Source organism: Curtobacterium sp. NPDC089185, from assembly GCF_040685235.1.
Lineage (GTDB): Bacteria > Actinomycetota > Actinomycetes > Actinomycetales > Microbacteriaceae > Curtobacterium > Curtobacterium citri.
Genome location: NZ_JBFBHK010000007.1, coordinates 134,911 through 161,259 on the forward strand (window position 1 = coordinate 134,911; position 26,349 = coordinate 161,259).

Sequence of the window (26,349 nt, forward strand, 5' to 3'; positions counted from 1 at the left end):
GTCTCTCGTTCCGTTGGCGGATGCGTGGTGCAACACGTTGCCACACCGTCCTGGACGAGTCCAGCACGACACCGTGAACTGGGGGTGAACCGGAAGCGGGTTCCCGCCGAACCGGAACGAACGAGCCCCCCGACCACGATGTGGTCGGGGGGCTCGTTCGGTGGTGCTGGGACTCAGTGGTTGGCCGCACCGAGCGCCGGGGCCTGGGCCTGGTGGTCGCCCTCCAGCTCCGGGCCGTGGTGTGCGGCGTGCGCGGCCTCGAGCTCGGCCTTCGTGACCGGTGCGATGCGGTCCTCGAAGAAGAAGCGGGAGACGTTCGCGCGCACCTTCTGCACGCCGGTGATCCGACCCTTGGCGTCCGGACGGACCATGAGCGGCTTGTACTCGTTGAACTGCAGGAGCTTCCAGCGCTCGTACTCGTCGAGCTGCTCGTGCACCTCGATGTACTCGCCGTGGGGGAGTCGGACGATGCGGCCCGACTCGTAGCCGTGCAGGACGATCTCGCGGTCCTTCTTCTGCAGCGCCAGGCAGACACGCTTCGTGATCCAGAAGGCGACGAACGGGCCGAGGACCGTCGTGGCCTGGATCACGTGGATCACGTGCTCGATCGACACCATGAAGTGCGTCGCGATGATGTCCGACGAGGCAGCGGCCCACAGCGACGCGTAGAGCGTGATGCCGGCGGCACCGATGGCCGTGCGGGTCGGGGCGTTGCGCGGACGGTCGGCAAGGTGGTGCTCACGCTTGTCGCCCGTCACCCACGCCTCGAGGAAGGGGTAGGCGAACATCGCGATGATGAGTGCCATCAGGACGGCGATCGGCGCGAGGATGTTGAACGACACCGTGTAGCCGAACCACACGACCTCCCAGTGCGGCGGCACCAGACGGAGCGCACCGTCGGCGAAGCCGATGTACCAGTCGGGCTGGGTACCGGCGGACACCGGGGACGGGTCGTACGGGCCGTAGTTCCAGATCGGGTTGATCGTGAACAGCGACGCGATCAGGGCCAGGATGCCCGCGACGATGAAGAAGAAGCCACCGGCCTTCGCGGCGAACGCCGGGAGGATCGGGACGCCGACGACGTTCTCCTCGGTCTTGCCGGGTCCGGCGAACTGCGTGTGCTTGTTGATGACGACCAGCACGAGGTGGACGCCCAGCACGGCGACGAGGATCGCCGGCAGCAGCAGGATGTGCAGCGTGTAGAGGCGGCCGACGATGTCGGTGCCCGGGAACTCGCCGCCGAAGAGCAGGTAGGCGATCCAGACGCCGATCACCGGGACGCCCTCGATCATGCCGACGATGATGCGGAGACCGTTGCCGGAGAGCAGGTCGTCGGGGAGCGAGTAGCCGGTGAAGCCCTCGGCCATGGCCAGGACCCACAGCACGAAGCCGAAGACCCAGTTGAGCTCACGCGGCTTGCGGAAGGCACCCGTGAAGAACACGCGGGCCATGTGCAGCATCACCGAGGCGACGAACAGCAGGGCGGCCCAGTGGTGGATCTGCCGGACGAACAGCCCGCCGCGGATGTCGAACGAGATGTTCAGCGTCGACTGCAGGGCGGTCGACATCTCGACGCCCTTGAGCGGCACGTAGGAGCCGTTGTAGACGACCTCGGTCATCGACGCCTGGAAGAAGAACGTCAGGAACGTTCCCGAGAGCAGGACGACGACGAAGCTGTAGAGCGCGACCTCGCCGAGCATGAAGCTCCAGTGGTCGGGGAAGATCTTGCGCCCGACCTCCTTCACGAGGCCGGAGATGCTGGTGCGCTCGTCGATGTAGTTGGCGGTGGCCCCGATGAGACGGGACCCGCGCGTCGGCTCGGGCCGGGTGGCCGTCGTCGGTGCGCTGGTGGTGGTGGTGCTGGTCATCAGCGTTCACGCTCCCAGAAGGACGGCCCGACCGGCTCGTGGAAGTCGCTCTGTGCGACCAGGTAGCCGTCGTCGTCGATCGCGATCGGAAGTTGGGGGAGGGGACGTGCAGCCGGGCCGAAGATGACCTCGCAGTTGTTCGAGACGTCGAACGTCGACTGGTGGCACGGGCACAGCAGGTGGTGCGTCTGCTGCTCGTAGAGCGCGACCGGGCACCCGACGTGGGTGCAGATCTTGGAGTAGGCGACGATGCCGTCGTAGCCCCAGTCCTCGTGCCCCTTGCTGGGGTTGAGGTCCTTCGGGTCGAGACGCATGAGGAGGACGGAGGCCTTCGCCTTCTCCTCGAGCATGTGCTCGGAGTCGAGCATGCCGTCCGGGATGACGTGGAACACCGAACCGATGGTGACGTCGGACGCCTTGATCGGCAGGCCCGTCGGGTCCTTGGTCAGGCGCATGCCCGACTTCCAGAACGTGTGGCGCAGGAGCTCGTTCGGGTCCTCGGCGGGGGCCAGGTCACGGACGAGCACGATGCCCGGCAGCGGGAAGGCCGCCAGCGCACCGATCATCGAGTTGCGGATCAGCTTGCGACGGCTGAAGCCCGACTCCTTGTCGGCGAGCTGGAACGCCTCGACCGCCTTGGCGCGGGTCGCGTCGGTGCCACGGGTGCCGTGGCGCATCTCCGAGATCTCGCGGTCGACGACCAGCGACTTGCCCCAGTAGACGGCGCCGAGGCCGAGTGCGAGGAGCGCGAGCGCGATCGAGAGGCCGAGCCAGAGGTTGCCGGCACGGACGGTTCCGAAGTCCTCGGGGTCGATCGGGAACGCGACGTACGCCGCGATCGCGAGGACGCTGCCCACGACGGAGAGGTAGAAGAACGTCGCGACCTGACGCTCGGCGAGGCGCTGCTTCTTCGGGTCGACGTCGGTGCGGCGAGGGCGGTGCGGCGGCTCGCCCGGGTTCTCGAACGGCTCGGCGGGGACGACAGCCGTCCCGACGGAGGTGCTGGTCGTGCCGTGCTTCTCGACAGCCGAGGACGAGTTCAGTGCCTCGTCGTCGTGCTCTGCCATGGTGTTCCCTTCAGTGTCGTTCGACACGGACGATCAGTTGGACTTCGCCGTCAGCCAGACGGTCATCGCGACGACGGCACCGAGGCCGAAGATCCAGATGAACAGACCCTCTGCCACCGGGCCGAGGGAGCCGAGGGCGAACCCGCCGGGCGACTTGTTGTCCTGCACGTACTTGAGGTACGTGATGATGTCGGCCTTCTGCTCCGGGGTGAGGTTCAGGTCGTTGAACACCGGCATGTTCTGCGGGCCCGTGACCATGGCCTCGTAGATGTGCTTGCCGGACACCGACTGCAGGTTCGGGGCGTACTTGCCCTCGGTCAGGGCGCCACCGGCACCGGCCACGTTGTGGCACATGGCGCAGTTGATGCGGAAGAGCTCGGCGCCCTCGGCCGCGTCACCCTTGCCGTCCGTCAGCGACGAGGACGGCACCGACGGGCCGGGGCCCAGCGAGGCGACGTAGGCGCCCATGGCGTCGACCTGCTCGTCCGTGAACTGAGCGGGCTTCTCCTCGGCCTGGGGACCCTGCGCAGCCATCGGCATGCGGCCGGTGCCGACCTGGAAGTCGACCGACGCGGCGCCGACGCCGATGAGGGACGGGCCCTCGCCGGTGCCCTGGGCGTCGAGCCCGTGGCAGGTGGCGCAGTTCGAGGCGAAGAGCTTCTCGCCCTCGTTCACCTGGGACTGGCTCGACGCAGCGGTGGTGGTGCTGTCGTCGGCGTTGGCCGTCGAGCTGAACAGCGCGTACGCGCCGCCGGTGGTCATCAGACCCACGACGATGAGCGACACGGTCGCCATCGGGGAGCGGCGGCCCTTCTTGGACTTGCTTCTGTTGAACATGCGGTGGGGGCTATCCAGTTCCTACTTGAGAAGGTAGATGACGGCGAAGAGGCCGATCCAGACGACGTCGACGAAGTGCCAGTAGTACGACACGACGATCGCGGTGGTCGCTTCCTTGTGACCGAAGTTCTTGGCGGCGAAGCCGCGGCCGAGGGTCAGGAGGAAGGCGATGAGACCACCCGTGACGTGCAGGCCGTGGAAGCCGGTGGTCATGTAGAACGCGGAGCCGTAGGCGCTGGACGACAGCGTGACCCCGTCGTGCCAGAGGTGCGCGTACTCGAAGAGCTGACCGCAGACGAAGATCGCGCCCATGCAGTAGGTGACGAAGAACCACTCCGTCATGCCCCAGTCCTTCGGGTTCCAGCTCGTGCGGTGCACCTGGAAGCGCTCCGCGGCGAACACCGCGAACTGGCAGGCGAAGCTGGACAGCACCAGGATGATCGTGTTCACGGAGGCGTAGGGCACGTCGAGCTTGGAGGTCTCGGTGGCCCAGAGCTCGGGGGACGTGCTGCGCAGCGTGAAGTAGATCGCGAACAGGCCGGCGAAGAACATGACCTCGCTGCCCAGCCACACGATCGTCCCCACGGCAACGGCGTTCGGCCTGTTCAGGACCGGACCGCTGGCGGATCTGGAGAGAGGGGTGCTAGTCACGTGTTCCATTATGGCCGAAACCGGTGACAGTGTTTTCGCAGCAGACTGGCGGGTCTTCCGAACTCAGTACGATCGAGGCATGTCGCTCCCACTCTCCTGGCCCGCGGTGATCAGCGCCCTCATGGCACGCGAGGACCTCACGATCAGCCAGTCCACCTGGGCCATGGAGGAGATCGTCCAGGGACGTGCGACCCACTCCCAGATCGCCGCCTTCGCCGTGGCGCTGCGGGCGAAGGGCGAGACGGTCGACGAGGTCGTCGGGTTCCGCGACGCGATCCTCGACGCCGCCGTACCGCTGGACGTCGACCCGATGGCGCTCGACATCGTCGGCACCGGGGGCGACGTGGTCGGCACCGTGAACGTCTCGACGATGGCCGCGATCGTCGTCGCCGCCTCGGGCGTGCCGGTCGTCAAGCACGGCAACCGCGCGAGCTCCTCGAAGTCCGGGTCGAGCGACGTGCTCGCCGCGCTCGGGCTCGACCTCTCCATGGACGCGGTGCGCGTCGCGGACACCTTCCGGCGTGTCGGACTGACCTTCGCCTTCGCGAGCGCCTTCCACCCGGGCTTCGCGCACGCCGCCCCCGTCCGTCGCGAGATCGGCGTCCCGACGGTGTTCAACTTCCTCGGGCCGCTCGTGAACCCGGCGCGCTGCGAGGCGAACGCCGTGGGCGTGGCACAGCTCGAACTGGTGCCGATCATCACGGGCGTGTTCCAGACCCGGGGCGCGACCGCGTTGGTCTTCCGGGGGGACGACGGGCTGGACGAGCTCACGACGACCGGGCACTCGCACATCTGGGAGGTCACGGGCGGGCGGGTCACCGAGCACGACCTCGACCCCCGCGACCTCGGCATCGCCCGCGCCCGCACCGAGGACCTGCTCGGCGGCGACCCCGAGCACAACGCCGCGGTCGTCCACCGCGTGCTCGCCGGGGAGACCGGACCGGTCCGCGACATCGTCCTGTTCAACGCCGCTGCCGGTCTCGTGTCCTTCCGCCTGGCCGAGGACCCGGAGCAGGCCGACCGGCCGATCCTGCAGCGCTTCCGCGAGCAGCTCGTCGTGGCGGCGGACGCGGTCGACTCCGGCGCCGCGGCCCGCAAGCTCGCCGACTGGGTCGGCGCGGCACCCGCTGCCTGAGCACCACCAGCGCACGCACGGGAGGCGCGGTGCCGGTCCGTGGGACCGGCACCGCGCCTCCCGGCGGTCACCTCAGCAGAGCGTCAGCGCACGTCCTCGTCGACCCAGTCGAAGGTCTTCGTGACGGCCTTCTTCCACAGGCGGAGCGTGCGGTCGCGCTCGGCGTCGTCGAGCTGCGGCTCCCAGCGCTTGTCCTCCTGCCAGTTGGCGCGGAGCTCGTCGAGGTTCGCCCAGAACCCGACGGCCAGACCGGCGGCGTAGGCGGCACCGAGGGCGGTGGTCTCCGCGACGACCGGGCGGACGACCGGCACGTTCAGGATGTCCGCCTGGAACTGCATGAGCGCGTCGTTTGCGGTCATGCCACCGTCGACCTTGAGCTCGGTCAGGTCGACGCCGGAGTCGGCGTTGACGGCGTCGAGGACCTCGCGGGTCTGCAGCGCCGTCGCCTCGAGGGCGGCACGGGCGATGTGGCCCTTGTTGACGTACCGGGTCAGACCCACGAGCGCGCCGCGGGCGTCCGGGCGCCAGTACGGCGCGAACAGGCCGGAGAACGCCGGCACGAAGTACACGCCGCCGTTGTCCTCGACGGTCTTGGCGAGGGCCTCGACCTCCGGTGCGCTGCCGATGATGCCGAGGTTGTCGCGGAGCCACTGGATGAGCGAGCCCGTGACGGCGATCGAGCCCTCGAGGGCGTAGTGCGTCTCCTGGTCGCCGAGCTTGTAGCCGACCGTGGTGAGCAGCCCGTTCTCCGACCGGACGATCTCCGTGCCCGTGTTGAAGATGAGGAAGTTGCCGGTACCGTAGGTGTTCTTCGACTCGCCCTGGTCGAACGCCGCCTGCCCGAAGGTCGCGGCCTGCTGGTCGCCGAGGATGCCGGCGATCGGGACCTCGCGGAGCAGGCTCGAGGACTCGACGTGGCCGTAGACCTCGGAGGAGCTGACGATCTCCGGGAGCATCGACTTCGGCACCCCGAAGTCGGCCAGGATGTCGTCGCGCCACTGCAGCGTCTCGAGGTCCATGAACAGCGTGCGGGACGCGTTCGTGACGTCGGTCTTGTGGACGCCGCCGTCGGTGCCGCCGGTCAGGTTCCAGAGGACCCAGGTGTCGGTGGTGCCGAACAGCAGGTCGCCCGCCTCGGCCTTCTCGCGCGCACCCTCGACGTTCTCGAGGATCCAGGCGATCTTGGTGCCGGCGAAGTACGTCGCGAGGGGCAGGCCGACGACCGCCTTGTAGCGGTCGGTGTCACCGTCGGCGAGCTTGTCGACGATCGACTGCGTGCGGGTGTCCTGCCAGACGATGGCGTTGTAGACGGCCTTGCCGGTGTTCTTGTCCCAGACCACCGCGGTCTCGCGCTGGTTCGTGATGCCGACCGCCGCGACGTCGTGGCGGGTGATGTCGGCGCGGGACAGGGCCTGGCCGATGACCTCGCGGACGTTGTCCCAGATCTCGGCCGGGTCGTGCTCGACCCATCCCGCTCGCGGGAAGATCTGCTCGTGCTCCTTCTGTCCGACGGACACGATCGAGCCGGAGTGGTCGAAGACGATGGCGCGCGTCGAGGTCGTGCCCTGGTCGATGGCGACGATGTAGTCGGCCATGGGTTCTCCTTGGGGGTGTGTTCGGTGTGGTGGACGGGAGGTCGTCAGGAGACGACGGGGAGCAGGAAGGTCGACGCGCCGGCGGCGAGGGCGCCACCGATCAGCGGGCCGACGACCGGGACCCACGCGTAGGCCCAGTCGCTCGAGCCCTTGCCCTTGATGGGCAGGAGCGCGTGCGCGATGCGCGGGCCGAGGTCACGGGCCGGGTTGATGGCGTAGCCGGTGGGGCCACCGAGCGAGACACCGATCGCGATCACGAGGAAGGCGACGGGGACCGCGCCGAGCTCGGCCGGGGTCTTGCCGTTGGTGAAGGCGAGGACGACGAACACGAGGACGAAGGTGCCGATGATCTCGGTGACGACGTTCCAGCCGTAGCTGCGGATGGCCGGGCCGGTGGAGAACACGCCGAGCTTGGCGGCTGCGTCGGGCTCCTCGTCGAAGTGCTGCTTGTAGGCGAGCCACACGATGACGGCACCGATGATCGCGCCGATGAGCTGGGCGATCCAGTAGAGGAACATCTCGCCGACGGTGATGTTGCCCAGGAGCGCCTGGGCGAGGGTCACGGCGGGGTTCAGCTGGCCGCCCGAGCTGTACGACACGGTGACGCCGGCGAAGACCGCGAAGCCCCAGCCGATCGTGACCATGAGGAAGCCGGCGCCGAAGCCCTTGGACTTCGTGAGGGACACGGCGGCGACGACACCGCCACCGAGGATGATGAGCAACGCCGTTCCGACGAGCTCTGACATGAAATTGACGCCGATGCCGTCCATCGGTGACCTCCAGTGCGAGTGGGTGGGGGTCCGGTGGTGCTGCGTCCGGCACTCCCCGTTGAGTGATTGGGGCCGAGCATAGTGACGCCGGTCACCGCTCCGCGATGCGGCGCCGAGGGAACCTCCGCGAAGTGCACGAACGTGCAGGAGCAGTGTGCGGCGCGCCATCCGAAGCGGCCCGCTGACCGCGATGGTCCTGCACGAACGTGCACGGCAGGCGAACGAGCGCCCGCTGTAGGGTGAACCCACTCCGGTCGACGACGGCGGTGGACGGCTCCTCCGACGGTCGGCCCCGCACCCGTGGAGGTCAGCGTGAAGAAGCTCATCAACGATCCGCACGACGTCGTCACCGAGACCGTCCGCGGCTTCGCCCGGGCGCACGAGGGCCACGTGGTCCTCGTCGAGGACCCGATCCACCTCCGGCGCGTCGACGCCCCGGTCGCGGGCAAGGTCGGCATCGTCAGCGGTGGCGGCAGCGGACACGAGCCGCTGCACGCGGGCTTCGTCGGCCACGGCATGCTCGACGCGGCCGTCCCCGGTCCGGTCTTCACGAGCCCGACCCCGGACCCGATCGTCGCAGCGACCAAGGCCGTCGACGGGGGAGCGGGCGTGCTCCACATCGTCAAGAACTACACGGGCGACGTGCTCAACTTCGAGACCGCCGCCGAGCTCGCCGCGATGGACGACGTCCGTGTCGAGTCGGTCGTGGTCGACGACGACGTCGCCGTGCAGGACTCGCTGTACACCGCCGGGCGCCGCGGTGTCGCCGGGACCGTCGTGGTCGAGAAGTGCGCCGGCGCCGCTGCCGAGCGCGGCGACGACCTCGACGCCGTTGCGGCCGTCGCCCGGCACGTCAACGACGTCACGCGGTCGATGGGGCTCGCGCTCGGCTCCGGCACGGTGCCGCACGCGGGGGAGCCGTCCTTCACGCTCGCCGACGACGAGGTCGAACTCGGCATCGGGATCCACGGTGAGCCCGGTCGTGAGCGGATCGCGATGGCGCCCGCCGACGAGCTCGTCGACCGCGTGCTCGGACCGGTGCTCGCCGACCTCGACGCACCGGCCGGCTCGCAACTGCTGCTCCTGGTGAACGGCATGGGCGGGACCCCGCAGTCCGAGCTCTACATCGTCTACCGACGCGCCGCCGAGGTGCTCACCGACCGCGGGCACCACGTCGCGCGTAGCTTGGTCGGCGACTACGTCACGTCCCTGGAGATGCCGGGCTTCTCGATCACCGTCACGGTGCTCGACGAGGAGCTCACCGCCCTCTGGGACGCTCCGGTGGAGACCCCGGCACTGCGCTGGGGCCGTTGACCACCGACCACCGTCCAGGAAGGGAACACGAATTGGCGCTCGACACCGCATGGGCCATCGACTGGGTGCGTCGCACCGCGGCGACGATCGACGAGCACCGGGCAGAACTCGTCACGCTCGACCGCGAGATCGGTGACGGCGACCACGGCGAGAACCTGGACCGCGGCTTCCGCGCCGTCCTCGAGGCCGTCGACGCCGGCTCCTTCGAGACCCCGGGAGCGGTCCTCAAGGTCGTCGCGACGAAGCTCATCTCGACCGTCGGCGGCGCCGCCGGTCCGCTGTTCGGGACCGCCTACCTGAAGGCCGCGCAGGCGGCGGGGGAGGCGACCGAGCTCGACGCGGACGCCCTGGTCGCGGTGCTCACCGCCGCCCGCGACGGCGTCGTGTCGCGCGGCAAGGCCGAGGTCGGCGACAAGACGATGGTCGACGCGTGGTCCGCCGCCGTCGACGCCGCGAGCACGGCGGCAGCGGCCGGCGAGGGCCCGGAGCGGGTGCTCGAGGCCGCGGCCGACGCCGCCGTCACGGGCGCCGAGTCGACGGACCCGCTCGTCGCCCGCAAGGGGCGCGCGAGCTACCTCGGCGAGCGCGCCGTCGGGCACCGCGACCCGGGCGCGCAGTCGACCGCGTACATCCTGCGCGCAGCGGTGGACGCAGCGTGACCGTCGGCATCCTGGTCGTGTCGCACAGTGCGGCGATCGCGACCGGTACCGTCGAGCTCGCCCGCCAGATGGCGGCGGACGTCCCGCTCGTCGCCGCCGGGGGCACGGACGACGGCGGCATCGGGACGTCCTTCGAGGCGATCACCAACGGCATCGAGGAACTCGCCGCCGCGGACGCCGTCGTCGTGCTCTGCGACCTCGGGTCCGCCTACCTCACCACGGACACCGCGCTCGACTTCCTCGACGACGAGGCCCGCGCCCGCGTGCACGTCTCGCAGGCGCCGCTCGTCGAGGGGACGGTCGCCGCCGCGGTCGCCGCGCAGACCGGCGGCGACGCCGAGGCGGTCCTGGCGGCAGCGGCGTCCGCCGGCGGGTCGACGCTCGACGACGACGCCCGGCCGGGAGGCACGGCACCGGCAGACGAGGCAGCTCCCGTCGACGGGACGGTCGCCTCGGCGACCGTCGAGCTCGTCAACGAGAGCGGGCTGCACGCCCGCCCCGCGGCCGAGTTCGTGAAGGCAGCGGCGAAGCACGAGGCACGCGTCCGCGTGAACGGCGTCGACGCGAAGAGCCTGCTCGCGATCATGGCGCTGGCGCTGCCGCAGGGGGCGTCCGTGACGGTCGAGGCGGACGGTCCGGACGCGCAGGACGCCGTCGACACGCTGGTGGCACTGGTCCGCTCGGGGTTCGGCGAGTAGTCCTGCGCCCGCTCAGGCGGTCGGCAGCTCTTGCAGCCCGGTCACGCGGAGCAGGTCGAGGGCGGCTGCGTCCGGTGAACCGGGCGTCGCGGTGTAGACGACGATCCGGAGATCGCTGCCCGGCACCGTGAGGACGTCGCAGTCGATCTCCACCGGACCGACGCGGCTCGCGACGACCTTCCGGCTCGTCCGGTGCTCGGCGATCCGCCCGGTCTCCCACCGTCGCTCGAACTCCGGGGACTCGCGACGCAGGCGGGCGACCAGGGCGGCGAGGTCGCGGTCGGCCGGGTAGCGTCCGGACGCGGCGCGGAGGTCGGCGACCAGGTCGCTCGAGAAGTCCTCCTGGTGGGTGTCGTCCCACGAGACGCCGTCGTGGCCGTGCACGAAGTGCCGCCAGACGAGGTTGCCCTCGATGCCGGTCCAGCCCGAGGGGTCGCCGTTCAGGGCGGCCCACAGGTCGTTCCAGAGGACGATGTCGTGGGCGGCCGTGAACACCGCGATCGGCAGGTCGCCGAGCCGGTCCACGATGCGCTGCACGCCCGGCGGCACGTGCCGGGGGACGAGCTGGCGGGACGGCGGGGCCGCGCCGGCCACCCGGAACAGGTGGTCGCGCTCCGCCACGGACAGGCGGAGTGCCGTCGCCAGCGCGCCGAGCATCTGCGGCGAGGGGTTCGTCGCCCGGCCCTGCTCGAGGCGCACGACGTAGTCGACGCTGACCCCGGCCAGCGCAGCGAGCTCCTCGCGCCGCAGTCCGGGTGTCCGACGTCCCGCGCCGGCCGGCAGCCCGACCTCCTCGGGTCGGACCCGGTCACGCCAGGACCGCAGGACGTCCGCGAACTCGCTCATGGTCCCATCCTCGCCGTTCGGGCGGGATCGGTCCTGGTACCGCTGGTCCCACCGTCGAACGGTGCCTGGGAACACGGTCGACCGGAGAGCAGGGTGGAGGCATGACGACGACAGTCATCACCGGAGCCAACCGCTCCCTCGGCCTCGAGACCGCACGACGGCTCATCGACTCCGGGCACACCGTGTACGCCGGGATGCGGGACACCGCCGACGGCGACGACGTCCGGGCCCTCGGCGCGCACGTCGTGCAGCTCGACGTGACCGACCAGGCCAGCGTGGACGCGGCGATCGCGGCACTGCCGGAGCTCGACGTGCTGGTCAACAACGCCGGGGTGCTCGGCACCTCGTTCGGGGTCGACGACCTCGATGCCGGCGCCCTCGACGCCGTGCTCGCCACCAACGTCACGGGCGTGGTCCGGGTGACGCAGGCGGCGCTGCCGCTCCTGCGCGCCTCCGAGAACCCCGTGATCGTGAACGTGGCATCCGGCGTCGGGTTCGCCCGCTGGCTGACCACGCCGGGACGCGACGAGCACCCGGTCGCGGCCGTGCCGTACGCGGCGTCGAAGGCGGCGCTGATCGCGATGACGGTGCAGTACGCCAAGAACCTGCCCGGCTTCCGGGTGAACGCGAGCGACCCGGGCTACACCGCGACGGCCTTCAACGGCTTCGGCGGGCACCAGACCGTCACCGAGGGCACCGACGCGACGGTGGCCCTGGCGACGATCGGCGCGGACGGGCCGACGGGGGAGTTCCACGACCGCGACGGGCGCATCGAGTACTAGGCGGGCCGTCGAGCGCCGGGAGCGCGGTCGACCTGCCGCGCGCCCGGCGTCGCACGTCTGCCAGGATGGCGCCGTGCGCGCAGTCCAGTACGACCGGTTCGGTTCCACCCCCTCGATCGTCGAGCTCCCCGAGCCGAACGCCCCGGACGACGGCGTCGTCGTCCGGGTCGCGGCGACCGGCGTGTGCCGCAGCGACTGGCACGCCTGGCGGGGCCACGACGACTCCGTGCGGCTGCCCCACGTCCCGGGGCACGAGTTCGCCGGGGTCGTCACCGCCGTCGGGGCGTCCGTCACCCGTGTCGTCGTGGGGGACCGGGTCACCGCACCCTTCGTCTTCGCGTGCGGCACGTGCGACCAGTGCCGCGACGGCGCGACCCAGGTGTGCACACGCCAGCAGCAGCCCGGCTTCACCCTGCAGGGCTCGTACGCGGAGTCCGTGGTCGTCCCGCACGCCGACGTGAACCTCGTGCACCTGCCGGACGCGGTCGGGTTCGCCGAGGCCGCCGGACTCGGGTGCCGCTTCGGCACCGCGTACCACGCACTGCACGCCCGCGGTCGGGTGGCACCAGGGGAGTGGGTCGTCGTCTACGGCTGCGGCGGCGTGGGGCTGTCGACGATCATCGTCGCCGTCGCCGCGGGGGCCCGGGTCGTCGCCGTCGACGTCTCGACAGCGGCGCTCGACCGTGCCGCCGCGCTGGGGGCGGCCACCCTGGAGATGGACGACGAGGCGCCGGCCGCGGTGCACCGGCTGACCGACGGTGGTGCCCACGTGTCGGTCGACGCGTACGGGAGCCGGGCCACGTCCGTGGCGGCCGTGGCGTCGCTGCGTCCCCGGGGTCGGCACGTGCAGGTCGGCCTCCTGCTCGACGACGAGGCGACGCCGGCGATCCCGATGGGCCGCGTCATCGCCGACGAGCTCGAACTGCTCGGCAGCCACGGGATCGCCGTGGGGGAGTACGCCGCGATGCTCGACGACGTCGTGGCCGGTCGGCTGCGGCCCGCGGAGTCGATCGGTGCGACGATCGGCTTCGACGACCTGCCGGGTGCGCTCGAGGCGATGGACCGGCCCGCGAGCGGATCCGGCATGACCGTCGCGGTGTTCTGAGGGCTCGGACTCCCGGACACCGGGGTCGGCATCTGGAATACTACGTGCATGACGGAGACTCCGGAGATCCGCGTCGACGAACGGGCCGCCGAGCCAGCGTGCACGGTGCCGCACCCGGACGGCCCCATCGAGGCGACGGTGCGCTCGCTCGTGGCGCGGATCCCGCCCGGGGGATCGACCGGGTGGCACCGGCACGACGCCTGGCAGACGGGCATCGTCGCGCGCGGACGCCTGCGGCACCGGACCGCTGACGCGGTCCGCCACTACGGACCGGGCGACGTCCTGGTCGAGCCGCCGTTCGTCGACCACGAGGCGTCGAACGTGTCGGACGAGGAGCTCGTGCTGGTGTTCGTCGCCGTGCACCCGGAGGGGCGACCGATCGCGACGCCACGGCCCGCGCCGTGACCTCTCAGGAGCGGACCGACGACACCTGAGTTGACATAATATGCATTATCGGCGCTCGACCACCGTGAGCCCGATGCCGCGAAGAACCACGAAAACGACGTCGAACCAGCACGGTGGGCTGGTTCGACGTCGTCTCCGTGGTTCGGTGCGACCGAGCGGTTCGGTGCGACGGGCGTCCCGTCAGTGTTCGGGCGTCTCGTCGCCGGTGGGCACGTCGTCGGCGTCGATCTCGAGGGCGGCCTGCTCGCGGCCGTCCTCCTCGACGTTCGCGCGGTCGGTGTCCGGCTGCTCGGGCGCTTCGGCCTGGGTGGTCTCTTCTGCGGGGTCCGGCTGGCTGTAGCTCATGGCGCGGACGCTACTCGCCGTCGGTCCGGGCGGTCTCGGAGACCGGCCACCGGGTGCGCGACCCGGCCACGCGAAGACGGGAGGCGCGTGGCGACCCCGCCACGCGCCTCCCGTCCGGTGTCGCTACTGGTTCTGCAGGACCTGCGTCGCGAGGACCGCGCCCAGGATCATGAAGATGATCGCGACGACGATGCCGATCACGCTGAGGACGATGCCCGCGAGCACCATGCCACGGCTGAGGCCGCGACGGCGGGCGATGAACCCGAGGACGAGCCCGATGATGCCCGCGATGAGACCGACGATCGAGAACAGGAACCCGAAGACGACGGCGACGATGCCGAGCACCAGCGAGCCGATGGCCAGCCCGTTGCCGCCGTTCGTCGCGGGAGCGGCGCCGGGGGTGTTCGGTGCCGGCGGGTAACCGTTGGTGGACATGGGAGCTCCTCGTGTCAGGGGCCGCTGGCACGGGTTGCGTGCGGCCGTCTGAGCACAAGGTATGCGCTTCCCGCGAGTCCTGTTCAGGTTCGCTGGGCGCGCCGCCGGTCGTCGAGCGGTCAGGCGCGGCTGTGCCGACGCACGAGCCCGGGGAGCTCCGCCGGCTCGAAGGGCTGATCGGTGGCTTCGAGCTCGTCGGCCGTCCACCAGCGGGACGCCAGGATGTCGACCCGCTCGTCCTCGGTCCACCCGGCGTCGGAGAGCGTGAAGCCGGGGGTGCGGACGACGTAGAACTCGCTGTGGCCGCGGTCGTGGTCGGCGAGGTCCCACGCGACGGTGAAGTCCCACGACCAGACCGACTCCCCCGGGTCGTCGATCACGATGCCGGTCTCCTCGCGCAGCTCCCGCACCGCGGCGTCGCGGTGCGACTCCCCCGGGTCGACCCCGCCGCCGGGGGTGATCCAGCGGTGCGAGCCGTCGGACGACGGCGACCGTGTGTCCATGAGGAACACACGGTCATCGGGGTCGAGCAGGATGATCCGGGAGGAGCGGCGGAGGCCTGGCTGCGCGGTCACCCGGTCGACGTTACTGCGTGAAGCCGCTGACGTCGCCGACGAGCTTCGTGTGGTCGGCCGGGATCGGCTCGACGGCGGCGAGGGCGATCTCGGCGGCGAACTCGGACACGCTGTAGAGCTTGCCGACCTCCTGTCGACGCCCCTCGATCGCACCCGGGTTCAGGCGGTTCAGGAGCGTCGCCGTGATCGTGCCCTCGATCATGTCGCCGGAGACGACGACGAACTCGATGCCGGCGGCCTCGAGCTGCGGCACCAGCTCGCGCAGGGCCAGCTCCCCCGCACGCTTGCTCCTGGCCACCGGGACGTACTCGTCCATCGTCTCGGCGGTCTCGACGAAGTGGGCCTGGTGGCTCGTCACGAAGACGACGCGCGATCCGACGGGCATGTGCGGGACGGCGGTCTGCAGCATGTCGACCTGCGCGTCGCGGTTGAGCCGCAGGGCGTAGTCCTCGCCGACGCCGGACTCCATGCCGCCCGAGGCGTTGAGCACGAGCAGGTCGATGCCACCCCACTCGGCGACGACCGCGTCGACCATGGCCTGCACGGAGTCGTGGTCGGTCAGGTCGGCACCGATCGCCAGGGCGGCACCGCCGTCGGCGACGACCTTCTCGGCGATCTGCTCGGCGCGACGGGCCTTGTTCCGGTAGTTGACGACGACCTTCGCGCCGGCCTCGGCCAGGTAGCCGACCGTGTCGGCGCCGATGCCGCGCGACGATCCGGTGACGAGGGCGCGCTTGTCGGTGAGGGATCCGGGGGCGAGGGGGTTCGTCACAGTGTTCTCCTGGTCGGGGTCCGGCCGGTCGGCCGCGGACGAGCCTACCAACCGGTCGACACCGGGCGGTGTCGGGCGCGCACCGCTCCCGCGCCGTGCCGGTGCATCCCCGCCCGGCGTCGGCGGGGGACGGTAGGTTGGGGGCAGGAAGACCGGCCGTCGCGACGCTGCACGCCGGAGCGCGCGATGCGAGGGAGGGAGATCGCGTGAACACCGACTGGATCCAGACCGTCGTATGGGTCGGACTGACGCTGCTGCTCGGGGTGGTCGAGGTCTTCACCCTCGACTTCATCTTCATCATGCTCGCGGCCGGTGCGGCCGGCGGCCTGATCGCGGCCCTGCTCGGAGTGCCCTGGTGGCTCTCGACCATCGTCGCCGCCGGGGTCGCCCTGCTGCTGCTCTCGGTGGTCCGACCGCGGGTCCTCGCCGCACTCGGCCGGAGCGCCGATCCGCACCGCACCAACGTCGACGGGCTCATCGGCCTGCCGGGCACCGTGGCGGTGGCCTTCACGCCGTCCTCCCCCGGCCAGGTCCGTCTCGCGAACGGTGAGACCTGGAGCGCCCGGCTCACCGCCGACTCCCCCGTCCGCACACCGCCGCTCGGGACCCCCGTGGTCGTCGAGTCGATCGAGGGGTCGACCGCGGTCGTCCGCCTCGGAGAAAGGGCCACCTCGTGACCATCTCAGCCGGGACGATCGCTCTGCTCGTCCTCGTCCTCGTCGTCGTGATCTTCGTGATCGTCGTCCTGTCGCGCGCGATCCGCATCGTGCCGCAGGCGACGGCCGGCATCGTCGAACGACTCGGCAAGTACCACAAGACCCTCAACCCGGGGTTGAACCTGCTGGTGCCGTTCATCGACCGCCTCCGCCCGCTCCTCGACATGCGCGAGCAGGTCGTCTCGTTCCCGCCGCAGCCGGTGATCACCGAGGACAACCTGGTGGTGTCGATCGACACCGTCGTGTACTTCCAGGTCACGGATGCCCGCGCCGCGACGTACGAGATCGCGAACTACCTCGGTGCGGTCGAGCAGCTCACGACGACCACGCTCCGCAACGTCGTCGGTGGCCTGAACCTCGAGGAGGCCCTGACCAGCCGCGACAACATCAACGGGCAGCTCCGTGTCGTCCTCGACGAGGCGACCGGCAAGTGGGGCATCCGCGTCGGCCGCGTCGAGCTCAAGGCCATCGAGCCGCCCGTGTCGATCCAGGACGCCATGGAGCAGCAGCTCCGGGCCGAGCGCAGCCGTCGTGCCGCGATCCTGCAGGCCGAGGGCACGAAGCAGTCCCAGATCCTCGAGGCCGAGGGACAGCGGCAGGCGGCGATCCTCGCGGCCGAGGGTGACGCGAAGGCCCAGGTGCTCCGCGCCGAGGGCGAGGCGCAGGCGATCGCCACCGTCTTCGACGCCATCCACACCGGCGACCCGGACGACAAGCTGCTCTCGTACCAGTACCTGCAGACCCTGCCGAAGATCGCCGAGGGCAGCGCGAACAAGCTCTGGATGATCCCGAGCGAGTTCACCGAGGCGCTGACCGGCATCGCGCGGGGCTTCACCGGCGGACGCTCCGGCAGCGGCCCGGTCGCCGGCGCCGACGGCGGGACGGACTTCCTGTCGCGGATCTCGAAGCTCGCGAACGAGAGCCTCGCGAACACCACGACCGTGGACGGTGCCGCGGCGACGAACCCGCGGCCGGAGGCGACCGCCGCGGACATCGTGCCGGACGCCGCGCTCGACGAGCGGCTCGCCGAGTCGAACCGGAGCGTGGACGAGCACCTCGCCGCAGCCGACGAGGCATCGCAGACGGCGCTCGGCGACGAGGACCGTCGCGGGTAGTCCCCCCCGAGATCGCAGGAACACGACGACGCCCGCCCCGGATCCGGGGCGGGCGTCGTCGTTCGTGTACGGGTCTCCTAGGCGCCGCGTCGTGCGCGGAGGAACTGGAGCCGTTCCTGCAGCAGTTCCTCGAGTTCCTCCCGCGACCGCCGCTCGAGCAGCATGTCCCAGTGGGTCCTCGGCGCCTTGACGTCCTCGGCAGCGACCTCGACGGGGATCCCGTCGTCGCCCAGCAGCCGTCCTTCGCGCCCGGTCCGGGGCTCGGACCACGTCTGCGGCACGTCCGCCTCGGCCGAGAAGACGATGTCGAACGTCTCACCCGAGTCGGTCTGGTACACCGCGCGCTTGCGGTCGGAGAGCTCGACGCCCTCCTCGCTCTGGAGACTCTGGCTCCCGAGCCGCATCCCGCGGAGACTCCGATCAGCCATGTGTGTGCTCCTCTCGCTCGTCTACCCTCCTCAACACCCTCCCACGCGCCGGGAATCCCGGTTGGGCGCATTCACAGAGCGTTCCCAGTGGGAGGTGGCGCCGTTCAGGAAGTGCGGCGCGCCGAGCGGCGTGACCGGCGGGTCCACGGTGCGCAGGCCAGCAGCACCAGGAGCGAGCCGAGCGAGACGAGGAGGGTCACGGACCCGGAGACGACCGTGGCCGGGGTGGTCCCGGTGCCGAGCGGCACGTCCGTGATCATCGACGTCGCCGTGTACTCCGGGATGCGGTCGATGGTTCGCCCCGTCGGGTCGATCACCTGTGACGCGCCGACCGTGGAGATGTTGACGAGCGACCGACCGGTCTCGACGGCCCGCAGCCTCGCGATCTCGAGCTGCTGCAGGTTCTCGTCGGTGCCCGAGAAGTCGGCGTTGTTCGTCTGCGCGAGGATGACCTGCGCTCCCCCGCGCGCCATGTCCGCGGTGAGCCCGTCGTCGACGATGTCGAAGCAGACCGCGATCCCGGCGCGGATGCCCGCGACGTCGAGCACGTTCGGCTTCGTCCCCGGCGTGTAGTCGCGCTGCAGCAGCCCGATGAGCGACGGTGCGAGCTTCGAGAAGAACCACCGGTCGGGCACGTACTCGCCGAACGGCACGGGGCGCTTCTTGTCGTAGGACGACTGCCACCCGTCGCGGGTCCAGACGAACGACGTGTTGTGCAGGACGCCGGACGGGGTCTGCGTGATCGCACCGGCGACGAGCGGCGCGCCGATCGTGTCGACGACCGAGTCGAGCGCGCCGGCGACCGCCGGGAACCGTCGGGGGTCGGCCTCGGCGGCGGCCTCGGGCCACACCACGAGGTCCACGCCCTCCGCCCCGACGTCGGTCGCTGCGACCTGCGCGCTGAGCACCTCGCCCGGCTGCGCGCGGTCGAAGTACCCGGCCGGACCGTTGCCCTGCACCGCCTCGACGCGGATGCTGCCGTCGATGCGGGTCGGCCACGCGGGCACCGCGAGGACCACGGCGACGAGCAGGCCGGCGGTCGCGACGCGGACCGGCGCCCGGAGCACCGTGCCGGGCGCGTGCGGGACGACGATCGCCAGCGAGACCACGACGGCGACGCAGTAGACCACGAGGAAGCTCACGCCGAGCACGCCGACGTACGCGGCGAGGTGTGTGAACGGGCCCTGCGACTGGGACAGACCGACGCGTCCCCAGGCGAACCCCTCGTACGGCCAGCTCCCGGAGAACCACTCGCGTCCGGTCCAGAGTCCGGCGACGACGGCCGGGAGGCCCCACACCCGCCAGGCGGTCGCGGGCAGCACGCGGGCGACCCAGCGGTACGCGAGGGCGATCGCCACGCTGCCGAGGGCGAAGTACGCGGCCTCGACGAGTGCGAGCGCGAGCCACGGGACCGGCCCGAGGTACCGGCCCGCCCACGAGATCGCCGGCAGCCAGAAGGCCGCACCGGCGACGTAGCCGAGCCAGGCGGCCCGTCGGGCGCGCTGGCCCATCGACGCGAGGAGCATGCACGCCGTGGCCGGGTAGGCGAGGAACCACCAGCCCGGAGACGGGAAGGCGAGCGCGAACAGCAGTCCGCCGACGACGGCGAGCGGGAAGGCGGTCCGCAGTGGCAGTGCCGCGAACTCGGCGGCCCGCACCGGGTCCGGCCGACCGACCTGCGGGCGCACCGCCGCCTCGAGGACCGCCACTGTTCCTCCCGTCAGACCGTCGCGTAGGCGACGATGCCGCGGCGGACCGCGTCCGTCGCTCGTCGGGCGGTCTGGGCGAGGTCGTCGTCGCCGGCGTTCCGGACCTGGTCGAGCAGGTCGATGACCTGCTTCGACCAGCGGACGAAGTCGCCGGCGGGCATGTCGAGCGTGCGCAGGACGTCGTCGAGCGCCGAGCCGGACGCCCAGCGGAACATGCCCACCGACATGGCCGGGGTCGGCGGCTGCGACCCCGCGAGCCGGGCGTCGCGTTCGATGTCGTCGAGGCGGGCCCAGATCGTCAGGGTCTCGTCGAGGGCCGGCCGGAACGCCCCGCGCGGCAGGGCGTGCTCGGTGCCGGGCGCGTCCTCGCGGCGGGGCTGGTAGACGATCGTGGCGGCCATCGCGGCGAGCTGCGCGGGGGTGAGGTCCTTCCAGACCCCGGCCTCGAGGCACTCCGCGACGAGCAGGTCGCGCTCCCCGTAGATGCGCTGCAGGCGCCGACCGCCCGCGGCGACCGTCGCCTCGTCGTCGCCGGTGACGACGAGGTACCCGAGCTGCAGGAGCACGTCGGTGACGCGGTCGAACGTCGTCGCGACCGCACCGGTGCGCGACCGGATCTGCTGCACGAGCTTGTCGTGCCCGCGCTTGAGCTTGTACCAGCGCTCGGCCCAGCGGGCGTGCGCCTCCCGGTCGGGGCAGGCGTGGCAGGGGTGCCGCTGCATCTGCCGACGGACGTCCGTGATCGCGGCCTGGCGCTCCTGGCGGGCGCCGTGCGAGGCCTCGCGACCGCCGGGCACGTTCGTGCGCTCGAGGTCGGACAGGCGGCGACGGAGGGCGGCGTACTCGGTGAAGTCGCCGAGGTGGCACTCCATCGCCCGCTGGTACCCGTCGAGCGACTCCTGCTGCGAACGGACCTTCCGCGCCAGGTCGACGACGGAGCGGTCCGCCTGGAACTGCGCGAACGACGTCTCGAGGACCTCGCGCGTGCGCTGGCGGCCGAACTGCTCGATGAGGTTCACGGCCATGTTGTACGTCGGCTTGAACGACGAGTTGAGCGGGTAGGTGCGGCGGCTCGCGAGCGAGGCGACGGCCTGCGGGTCGAGCCCGTCGGACCACTGGATGACCGAGTGCCCCTCGACGTCGATCCCGCGACGACCGGCGCGACCCGTGAGCTGCGTGTACTCCCCCGGCGTGATCGGGACCCGGGCCTCGCCGTTGAACTTCTCGAGCTTCTCGAGCACGACGGTGCGCGCCGGCATGTTGACGCCGAGCGCCAGGGTCTCGGTGGCGAAGACGACCTTGAGGAGCTTGCGGCGGAAGAGGTCCTCGACGACCTCCTTGAACGCCGGCAGGAGGCCGGCGTGGTGGGCGGCGACCCCGCGCTCGAGACCCTCGAGCCACTCCCAGTAGCCGAGCACGGCGAGGTCCTCGTCGAGCAGCGTGCGGCAGTGGTACTCGGCGGTCTCGCGGATCTCGTTGCGCTCGTCGGCCGTGGTCAGCGAGATGCCGGAGCGGAGCACCTGGCGGACGCCCTGGTCGCAGCCGTTGCGGCTGAACACGAAGAAGATCGCGGGCAGCAGCATGCGCTCGTCGAGCACCTTCGCGATCTGCTCGCGGTACATCTTCTCGGTGCGCGGTCCCCGGCGCTCCGGGTAGCCACCGCGACCACGACGGCCACGGTGTCCGCCGCCGTTCCGCTCGCTCCGGGCACCGCCGCCGACGAGCCGCAGGAGCTCCGGGTTGACGCGGTTCGTCGCTGCCGCCCCGCTGGAGTCGAACAGGTCGACCATCTTGGTGCCGACGAGCACGTGCTGCTCGAGCGGCACCGGACGGTCCTCGGACACGATGACGTCGGTGTCGCCGCGGACGGTCTGCAGCCAGTCGCCGAACTCCTCGGCGTTCGACACGGTCGCGCTGAGCGACACGAGCCGGACCTCGGTCGGCAGGTGCAGGATGACCTCTTCCCACACGGCCCCGCGGAACCGGTCGGCCAGGTAGTGCACCTCGTCGAGCACGACCCAGGCCAGGTCGTCGAGCAGCTCCGAGTCCGCGTAGATCATGTTGCGGAGCACCTCGGTCGTCATCACGACGACGCGGGCGCGCGGGTTGACGTTCGTGTCACCGGTCAGCAGGCCCACCTCGGACTCGCCGTACTCGGCGACGAGCTCGGCGTACTTCTGGTTGCTCAACGCCTTCATCGGCGTCGTGTAGAACACCTTCGCCGTGGGCTGGCGCATCGCGAGCCAGATCGCGAACTCGGCGACGATCGTCTTGCCGGCACCGGTCGGAGCGGCGACCAGGACGCTGCGGCCCTGGTCGAGCGCGTCGCACGCGGCGATCTGGAACGGGTCGAGGTCGAAGCGCAGGTCGGTCCGGAAGAGCTCGAGGTTCCGCGAGCGGTTGCGGACCTTCGCCGCCTGGAAGCGCTCCGCGGGGCTGAGGCCGGTCGTCATGAGATCCCGTACTCCTCGTCGAGCTTCGCCTGCTTCTTCGCGAGCCGGCGGTCGTGGAACCACGTGATGATGCACGCGGCGACGTAGAGCACCGTCATCGGCACCGCCAGCAGGAACATCGAGATGACGTCCGCCGACGGGGTCACGATGGCGCAGAACACCAGGATGCACAGGATCGCCACGCGCCAGCTCTTGATGATCGAGCTGGCGGAGAGCACGCCGACGAAGTTCAGCAGCACCAGGAACACCGGCAGGACGAACGCGATCCCGACCGCGACGATGAGCTTGATGACGAAGTCGTAGTACGCCTTCGCGTCGACGATCGAGGTGTCCTGGCTGGACACGAAGCTGCCGAGGATCCCGACGATGTGCGGCAGGACGTACCAGCCGAACCAGCAGCCGGCGAAGAACAGCGGGATCGCGGTGCCGAGGAATCCGAAGACGTACTGCTTCTCGCGACGGACGAGCGCCGGCACGATGAAGGCCCAGACCTGGTACAGCCAGACCGGGCTCGCGATGACGACACCGATGGTGATGGCGATCTGCAGGCGCAGGTCGAACGCCCCGGTGATCATCGGGAAGTTCAGCTCGGCGGTGTGCCCGCCGACCTCGGCCAGCTGCGTGACCGGCGCGCGCAGTGCGTCGAGCACGAACGGCGTGAGGAACCAACCGCCGATCGCGCACACGACGACCGCGAGGACGGCCTTGAACAGGCGGTTGCGCAGCTCGATGAGGTGCTGCCCGAGCGACATGCGGCCCTCGGTGTCCTTCTTCGGACGACCGGGCCGCTCCGCTCGCCCGCTCGCGGTCGTCGAAGCCATGGACCGATCCTACGGGACCGGCACCGACAGACTCACCGCGGTGGACGGACGCACAGCCCGTGTCCGGACTGGAGGCGCGGGGCGAGCCCGACCCGCGCCTCCCGTCCGCCGTCGGGTCACCCGCAGCGACGCGGACGGCGACGCGGAGGGCGCTGGACCCGGTGGCGGGAGCCGCCTCACTCGGCGGCGAGAGCCGCCTCGGCGAAGGCCCGCACCGCGGCGCGTGCGGCCGGCGGGTCGATGACGACGGCTCGACCGGGCAGGCCCGCGACCAGGCGCACCACCCCGTCGAAGCCGTTCGACGCGGCGAGGCGGATGCGCACGCGGCCGTCGGCGTCCTCGGCGTCGGCCGTGTCGGCGAGGTAGTCGGCCACGAGCGGCAGCGACGAGCAGTCGAGCTCGACCGTGACGATGACGTCACCGCCGGACTGCTGGAACAGGGTGTCCGGGAGCACGACGTCGTCGATCGTCTTCTCGGCGGCCCGCTCGTCCACGCGCACGTTCGACATGCGGTCGAGTCGGAACGTCCGGAGTGCCTGCCGGTCCAGGTCCCACGCACGCAGGTACCAGTCGGTGTCGATCGACTCGACGCGCAGCGGGTCGACCCGTCGGGTCCCGCCCTGCGTGCGGGGGCCGACGTACTCGAACGCCAGCCCGCGGCCGCCCGCGACGGCGCTGCGGATCGTGGTGAGCGCGGCGTCGTGGAGGTCCTGGCCGACGGCCACGTTCGACGCGGCACCGCCGGCGCCGCGGGAGAGCTTCGCCATCAGCGCCCGGATCGCGTCGCGGTCGGCGGCCTCCGGCAGGGCGGACAGGTACTGCAGGCCGGCGATGAGCGCCGAGGCCTCGCGCGCGGAGAGCCGCGGGGAGTCGTCGATCGCCACCAGGTTCGTCAGCACGATCATGTCGTTCTGCTCGAAGTCGTCCCAGGCGATGTCGAAGAGGTCGCCGTGCTGGTACTGCATCGTCTCGCCGGGTACGCCGGACACCGCGATGAGCTCCACCGCGCGACGGATCCGCTGCTCCGGCACGCCGAAGTGCCGGGCCGCCTCGGCGACCGAGACGCGCTCGTGGTCGATGAGGTACGGCACCAGCACGAGCAGGAAGGCGAGCTTGTCCTGCGCCTGCAGGGGTTGCTGCTCAGCCACGTGCGCCTCCGGTCCGCTCGGTGCCCGCCGCGGCGGTGTCGTCGCCGGTGTGGTCCGCGTGGTCGGCGACGAGCCCGCGCAGCCGGGCGACGACCCGGTCGCGCAGGGCGGCCGGCTCGAGCACGCGGACCTCCGGCCCGAACGCCGCGAGCTCCTCGGCGAGGATCTGCGGGTCGACGTGGTGCAGGACGAGGACCCCGTCGGAGTCGACCTCGGTGCCGCGACGCCGCTGCAGCCGTCGTTCGGCGTCCGAGCCCGGGACGACGGCGATCCGCGCGGAGCGCTCGGACCAGACCCGGTCGAGCTCGGCCAGCGCACGCTCCCCCGCGCCCGCCGGCGCCGGGTGCCGGCCGGCCTCGTACGCCGAGACCGGTCCGACGATCCGGGACAGCAGGTAGTTCTTCGTGCCGCCGGTGGCGAACTCGTGCGCCGCGAGCATCCAGCGACCGCCGTGCTGCACGAGGGCCAGCGGGGCGAGCTCCCGGCGACGCGGCTCGTGCTCACCCGGGGTGATGTAGTCGAAGCGCACCGCTGCGGCGCGGTCGAGCGCCGAGCGCAGCGGCTCGAACGCGGCGTCGCGCGCCCGGAGCCGCGGCGCGTAGGCGGCGATGTCGGTGGGGTGCGTCGCGGTCGTCGCGTCGCCCTCGTCGGCGCCGGCCGAGCGCACCTTGAGCAGTGCGCGGCGGGAGTCCGTGGACAGCGCGCCCTCGCGCCAGGCCATCGCGGCGAGGGACAGCAGGGCGGACTCGTCCGGCGTGAAGCGGACGTCGAGCGGCAGGTCGTACTCGCCCTTCGGGATGCGGTAGCGCAGCGTCTGGTTGTTGCCGGCGGCGCCCGGGGTCTCGATCGTCTCGAGCGGGATGCCGAGCTCTCGGACGTCGTCCTTGTCGCGCTCGAACTGCCGCTCCAGCGAGGCGTTGTCGCCACCGGCGGTCCAGCGCTGGCGGTAGCCCTGGACGTTGGCCAGGATCTCCGCCTTGGTCAGCCCCGACTCCGTCGAGAGCAGCGCGAGCACGAGGCTGAAGAGCCGCTCCTCGGCGGGCACGCGGGGGGCTCGGGTCGCTGGCACGAGCCGATCCTACGGCAGCGCGGGTGCACCGGAGTGCACCCGCGCCGCGGTCGGTGGACGGTCCGACAGGCCTCAGGCGGGCATCTTCCCGAGCACGTCGATGACGTACGCGGTGGCCTGGCCCTCCTGGTGCACGATCGCCAGGACCTGGTCGCCGACGCGGTGTCCGAGGAGGGCGTCGCGGACGCCGTCGATGACCTGGCCCTTCGCCAGCGGGATGGTCTGGGCGCCCGAGCCGTCGGTCCAGCTCGACCCGACGACCGACGAGTCGCCGGTGCTGCCGGCCCAGGAGACGGCCGTGTACTTGACGACCGCGGTGTCCTTCGCGGTGAGCTCGGCGCCCGACCCCTTGCGGAGCAGGTGCAGTGCGTCGTCCTTCGGCGCGCTCCAGGACGGGATCGTGATGCCGGGGGCACCGGACGGCGCGAGGACGACGGCGGGCATGCGGTCACCGGCGAGCTGCGGCGTCCCGGTCGCGCGGGCGTCGAAGGCGCGACGGACGTCGACGATCGCGACGACCGCGTCCTCCTCCTTGCCCGACGGAGCGCTGGCGGACGCGCCACCGCTGAGCGCGCTCTTCGGCAGCGCCACGGCGAGCCGGTCGCCCACGTGCGCGCACTCGAGCGCGGTGCCGAGCGGGCCGTAGTTCTCGGCACCCGCGGTGATCGGGGCGGTCTGACCGGAGTAGCCGCTGGTCTGCGCGACCTGGCCCGTCGCGCCGTCGACGAGGGTGTACTCGATGAGGGCGGGGGTGCCGTCCTCGATCTCCCGGCCGTCGCCCGAGCGCAGCACCGAGACCTGCGTGCCCTTCGTGGTGAGCCCGGACGGGACCGTGACCTTCGGCTCCTTCCCGAACGCGCCGGTCGCCGTGACGGCTTCCGAGGCGGCACCGGGGGCCGCGCAGGCGGACGGCGTCGAGCCGGCACCGCTGGACGCGCACGCGGTCAGCGACGCGACGAGGCCGATGGTGACCAGGAGTGCGGGGATGGTGCGCACGGACCCTCTTTCCGTTCGGTGCAGGACGGGCATGC

The 26,349-nt window shown here is 71.3% G+C and carries 27 protein-coding genes; 9 read left to right on the plus strand and 18 right to left on the minus strand.

The genetic code is table 11. The features are described from left to right. Positions 1-173 precede the first annotated feature (173 nt). From AB0N84_RS09915 to AB0N84_RS09930, 4 genes are read right to left on the minus strand one after another with little or no spacing between them, the layout of a single operon-like run. Positions 174-1,868, minus strand: a complete 1,695-nt coding sequence (locus AB0N84_RS09915; RefSeq protein WP_182046667.1) for a cytochrome bc complex cytochrome b subunit — start codon at positions 1,866-1,868, stop codon at positions 174-176. Next, positions 1,868-2,935 carry a Rieske 2Fe-2S domain-containing protein gene (locus AB0N84_RS09920; RefSeq protein ID WP_069710891.1) on the minus strand — a complete coding sequence of 356 codons (1,068 nt, stop codon included), beginning with the start codon at positions 2,933-2,935 and terminating at the stop codon, positions 1,868-1,870. The genes AB0N84_RS09915 and AB0N84_RS09920 overlap by 1 nt, the downstream gene beginning before the upstream one ends. Positions 2,936-2,968: 33 nt before the next feature. Then, entirely contained in the window at positions 2,969-3,772 is an 804-nt protein-coding gene (locus AB0N84_RS09925) for a cytochrome c (RefSeq protein ID WP_069710890.1), read from the minus strand. Between the two features lie 21 nt (positions 3,773-3,793). Next, positions 3,794-4,432 (minus strand): heme-copper oxidase subunit III, encoded by a 639-nt coding sequence (locus tag AB0N84_RS09930; protein WP_069710889.1) that lies wholly within the window; start codon positions 4,430-4,432, stop codon positions 3,794-3,796. 70 nt (positions 4,433-4,502) lie between these two features. Between AB0N84_RS09930 and trpD the strand changes: the two genes are divergently transcribed. Next, entirely contained in the window at positions 4,503-5,558 is a 1,056-nt protein-coding gene (gene trpD / locus AB0N84_RS09935) for an anthranilate phosphoribosyltransferase (RefSeq protein ID WP_363545711.1), read from the plus strand. An 83-nt stretch (positions 5,559-5,641) separates the two neighbouring features. Here trpD and glpK read toward each other — a convergent pair whose 3' ends face one another. Together glpK and AB0N84_RS09945 are read right to left on the minus strand one after the other, a co-directional pair. After that, positions 5,642-7,153, minus strand: a complete 1,512-nt coding sequence (gene glpK, locus AB0N84_RS09940) for a glycerol kinase GlpK (protein WP_182046669.1) — start codon at positions 7,151-7,153, stop codon at positions 5,642-5,644. Positions 7,154-7,197: 44 nt separating this feature from the next. Beyond that, positions 7,198-7,923: an MIP/aquaporin family protein gene (locus AB0N84_RS09945; RefSeq protein WP_182046670.1), complete on the minus strand. Its 726-nt coding sequence runs from the start codon at positions 7,921-7,923 to the stop codon at positions 7,198-7,200. Positions 7,924-8,235: 312 nt separating this feature from the next. Here AB0N84_RS09945 and dhaK point away from each other — a divergent pair, with 312 nt between their 5' ends. From dhaK to dhaM, 3 genes are read left to right on the plus strand one after another with little or no spacing between them, the layout of a single operon-like run. Then, a complete protein-coding gene (gene dhaK / locus AB0N84_RS09950) occupies positions 8,236-9,237 on the plus strand; it encodes a dihydroxyacetone kinase subunit DhaK (protein WP_182046671.1) in 1,002 nt (333 codons plus the stop codon). 32 nt (positions 9,238-9,269) lie between these two features. Beyond that, complete coding sequence (gene dhaL / locus AB0N84_RS09955; RefSeq protein ID WP_069710885.1) at positions 9,270-9,896, plus strand: dihydroxyacetone kinase subunit DhaL; 627 nt, start codon at positions 9,270-9,272, stop codon at positions 9,894-9,896. Continuing rightward, positions 9,893-10,594, plus strand: coding sequence for a dihydroxyacetone kinase phosphoryl donor subunit DhaM (gene dhaM, locus AB0N84_RS09960; RefSeq protein ID WP_363545716.1), 702 nt, complete (start codon positions 9,893-9,895; stop codon positions 10,592-10,594). The genes dhaL and dhaM overlap by 4 nt, the downstream gene beginning before the upstream one ends. A 12-nt stretch (positions 10,595-10,606) precedes the next feature. Here dhaM and AB0N84_RS09965 read toward each other — a convergent pair whose 3' ends face one another. Continuing rightward, complete coding sequence (locus AB0N84_RS09965) at positions 10,607-11,440, minus strand: helix-turn-helix transcriptional regulator (RefSeq protein WP_363545719.1); 834 nt, start codon at positions 11,438-11,440, stop codon at positions 10,607-10,609. Positions 11,441-11,541: 101 nt separating this feature from the next. Between AB0N84_RS09965 and AB0N84_RS09970 the strand changes: the two genes are divergently transcribed. The 3 genes from AB0N84_RS09970 (at position 11,542) to AB0N84_RS09980 (ending at position 13,732) form a co-directional block, all read left to right on the plus strand. Next, positions 11,542-12,222, plus strand: coding sequence for an SDR family NAD(P)-dependent oxidoreductase (locus AB0N84_RS09970; protein WP_363545722.1), 681 nt, complete (start codon positions 11,542-11,544; stop codon positions 12,220-12,222). Between the two features lie 73 nt (positions 12,223-12,295). Next, positions 12,296-13,327, plus strand: a complete 1,032-nt coding sequence (locus AB0N84_RS09975) for an alcohol dehydrogenase catalytic domain-containing protein (RefSeq protein ID WP_363545725.1) — start codon at positions 12,296-12,298, stop codon at positions 13,325-13,327. A 48-nt stretch (positions 13,328-13,375) separates the two neighbouring features. Beyond that, positions 13,376-13,732 carry a cupin domain-containing protein gene (locus tag AB0N84_RS09980; protein ID WP_363545728.1) on the plus strand — a complete coding sequence of 119 codons (357 nt, stop codon included), beginning with the start codon at positions 13,376-13,378 and terminating at the stop codon, positions 13,730-13,732. A 180-nt stretch (positions 13,733-13,912) separates the two neighbouring features. On the opposite strand, the gene AB0N84_RS09985 is transcribed toward AB0N84_RS09980, so the two are convergent. The 4 genes from AB0N84_RS09985 to AB0N84_RS10000 all read right to left on the minus strand — a co-directional run bounded on the left by AB0N84_RS09985 (position 13,913) and on the right by AB0N84_RS10000 (position 15,859). Next, positions 13,913-14,077, minus strand: a complete 165-nt coding sequence (locus tag AB0N84_RS09985) for a hypothetical protein (RefSeq protein ID WP_182046699.1) — start codon at positions 14,075-14,077, stop codon at positions 13,913-13,915. 123 nt (positions 14,078-14,200) lie between these two features. Beyond that, positions 14,201-14,512: a DUF4190 domain-containing protein gene (locus AB0N84_RS09990; RefSeq protein WP_083263615.1), complete on the minus strand. Its 312-nt coding sequence runs from the start codon at positions 14,510-14,512 to the stop codon at positions 14,201-14,203. Positions 14,513-14,631: 119 nt separating this feature from the next. Further along, the gene (locus AB0N84_RS09995; protein WP_289458774.1) at positions 14,632-15,087 is read right to left on the minus strand and encodes an NUDIX domain-containing protein; all 456 of its coding nucleotides are present in this window, start codon (positions 15,085-15,087) and stop codon (positions 14,632-14,634) included. Positions 15,088-15,097: 10 nt separating this feature from the next. After that, complete coding sequence (locus AB0N84_RS10000; protein WP_182046702.1) at positions 15,098-15,859, minus strand: SDR family oxidoreductase; 762 nt, start codon at positions 15,857-15,859, stop codon at positions 15,098-15,100. A 206-nt stretch (positions 15,860-16,065) separates the two neighbouring features. Here AB0N84_RS10000 and AB0N84_RS10005 point away from each other — a divergent pair, with 206 nt between their 5' ends. Together AB0N84_RS10005 and AB0N84_RS10010 are read left to right on the plus strand one after the other, a co-directional pair. After that, positions 16,066-16,536, plus strand: coding sequence for an NfeD family protein (locus AB0N84_RS10005; RefSeq protein WP_363545733.1), 471 nt, complete (start codon positions 16,066-16,068; stop codon positions 16,534-16,536). After that, positions 16,533-17,690, plus strand: coding sequence for an SPFH domain-containing protein (locus tag AB0N84_RS10010; protein ID WP_363545736.1), 1,158 nt, complete (start codon positions 16,533-16,535; stop codon positions 17,688-17,690). Before AB0N84_RS10005 ends, AB0N84_RS10010 begins: the two co-directional genes overlap by 4 nt. 77 nt (positions 17,691-17,767) lie before the next feature. Here AB0N84_RS10010 and AB0N84_RS10015 read toward each other — a convergent pair whose 3' ends face one another. The 7 genes from AB0N84_RS10015 to AB0N84_RS10045 form a co-directional block, all read right to left on the minus strand. Then, positions 17,768-18,118 (minus strand): RNA polymerase-binding protein RbpA, encoded by a 351-nt coding sequence (locus AB0N84_RS10015; RefSeq protein ID WP_069710875.1) that lies wholly within the window; start codon positions 18,116-18,118, stop codon positions 17,768-17,770. 104 nt (positions 18,119-18,222) lie between these two features. Further along, positions 18,223-19,827 carry an apolipoprotein N-acyltransferase gene (gene lnt / locus AB0N84_RS10020; protein ID WP_363545739.1) on the minus strand — a complete coding sequence of 535 codons (1,605 nt, stop codon included), beginning with the start codon at positions 19,825-19,827 and terminating at the stop codon, positions 18,223-18,225. A gap of 11 nt (positions 19,828-19,838) precedes the next feature. Then, entirely contained in the window at positions 19,839-22,280 is a 2,442-nt protein-coding gene (locus AB0N84_RS10025; RefSeq protein ID WP_182046704.1) for a DEAD/DEAH box helicase, read from the minus strand. Next, complete coding sequence (gene tatC, locus AB0N84_RS10030; protein ID WP_182046712.1) at positions 22,277-23,032, minus strand: twin-arginine translocase subunit TatC; 756 nt, start codon at positions 23,030-23,032, stop codon at positions 22,277-22,279. Before tatC ends, AB0N84_RS10025 begins: the two co-directional genes overlap by 4 nt. A gap of 245 nt (positions 23,033-23,277) precedes the next feature. Next, the gene (locus AB0N84_RS10035) at positions 23,278-24,249 is read right to left on the minus strand and encodes a WYL domain-containing protein (protein ID WP_363545742.1); all 972 of its coding nucleotides are present in this window, start codon (positions 24,247-24,249) and stop codon (positions 23,278-23,280) included. Beyond that, positions 24,242-25,318 (minus strand): WYL domain-containing protein, encoded by a 1,077-nt coding sequence (locus tag AB0N84_RS10040; protein ID WP_289458777.1) that lies wholly within the window; start codon positions 25,316-25,318, stop codon positions 24,242-24,244. The genes AB0N84_RS10035 and AB0N84_RS10040 overlap by 8 nt, the downstream gene beginning before the upstream one ends. 72 nt (positions 25,319-25,390) lie before the next feature. Next, positions 25,391-26,314 (minus strand): hypothetical protein, encoded by a 924-nt coding sequence (locus tag AB0N84_RS10045; RefSeq protein WP_363545746.1) that lies wholly within the window; start codon positions 26,312-26,314, stop codon positions 25,391-25,393. Positions 26,315-26,349 lie beyond the last annotated feature (35 nt).

What these genes read in the sequence shown, in the direction of transcription:
- AB0N84_RS09915 (WP_182046667.1), bottom strand. Translation starts at nt 1,868, where the DNA reads ATGACCAGCACCACCACCACCAGCGCACCGACGACGGCCACCCGGCCC.
- AB0N84_RS09920 (WP_069710891.1), bottom strand. Translation starts at nt 2,935, where the DNA reads ATGGCAGAGCACGACGACGAGGCACTGAACTCGTCCTCGGCTGTCGAG.
- AB0N84_RS09925 (WP_069710890.1), bottom strand. Translation starts at nt 3,772, where the DNA reads ATGTTCAACAGAAGCAAGTCCAAGAAGGGCCGCCGCTCCCCGATGGCG.
- AB0N84_RS09930 (WP_069710889.1), bottom strand. Translation starts at nt 4,432, where the DNA reads ATGGAACACGTGACTAGCACCCCTCTCTCCAGATCCGCCAGCGGTCCG.
- trpD (WP_363545711.1), top strand. Translation starts at nt 4,503, where the DNA reads ATGTCGCTCCCACTCTCCTGGCCCGCGGTGATCAGCGCCCTCATGGCA.
- glpK (WP_182046669.1), bottom strand. Translation starts at nt 7,153, where the DNA reads ATGGCCGACTACATCGTCGCCATCGACCAGGGCACGACCTCGACGCGC.
- AB0N84_RS09945 (WP_182046670.1), bottom strand. Translation starts at nt 7,923, where the DNA reads ATGGACGGCATCGGCGTCAATTTCATGTCAGAGCTCGTCGGAACGGCG.
- AB0N84_RS09965 (WP_363545719.1), bottom strand. Translation starts at nt 11,440, where the DNA reads ATGAGCGAGTTCGCGGACGTCCTGCGGTCCTGGCGTGACCGGGTCCGA.
- AB0N84_RS09970 (WP_363545722.1), top strand. Translation starts at nt 11,542, where the DNA reads ATGACGACGACAGTCATCACCGGAGCCAACCGCTCCCTCGGCCTCGAG.
- AB0N84_RS09980 (WP_363545728.1), top strand. Translation starts at nt 13,376, where the DNA reads ATGACGGAGACTCCGGAGATCCGCGTCGACGAACGGGCCGCCGAGCCA.
- AB0N84_RS09985 (WP_182046699.1), bottom strand. Translation starts at nt 14,077, where the DNA reads ATGAGCTACAGCCAGCCGGACCCCGCAGAAGAGACCACCCAGGCCGAA.
- AB0N84_RS09990 (WP_083263615.1), bottom strand. Translation starts at nt 14,512, where the DNA reads ATGTCCACCAACGGTTACCCGCCGGCACCGAACACCCCCGGCGCCGCT.
- AB0N84_RS10015 (WP_069710875.1), bottom strand. Translation starts at nt 18,118, where the DNA reads ATGGCTGATCGGAGTCTCCGCGGGATGCGGCTCGGGAGCCAGAGTCTC.
- AB0N84_RS10025 (WP_182046704.1), bottom strand. Translation starts at nt 22,280, where the DNA reads ATGACGACCGGCCTCAGCCCCGCGGAGCGCTTCCAGGCGGCGAAGGTC.
- tatC (WP_182046712.1), bottom strand. Translation starts at nt 23,032, where the DNA reads ATGTCGCTCGGGCAGCACCTCATCGAGCTGCGCAACCGCCTGTTCAAG.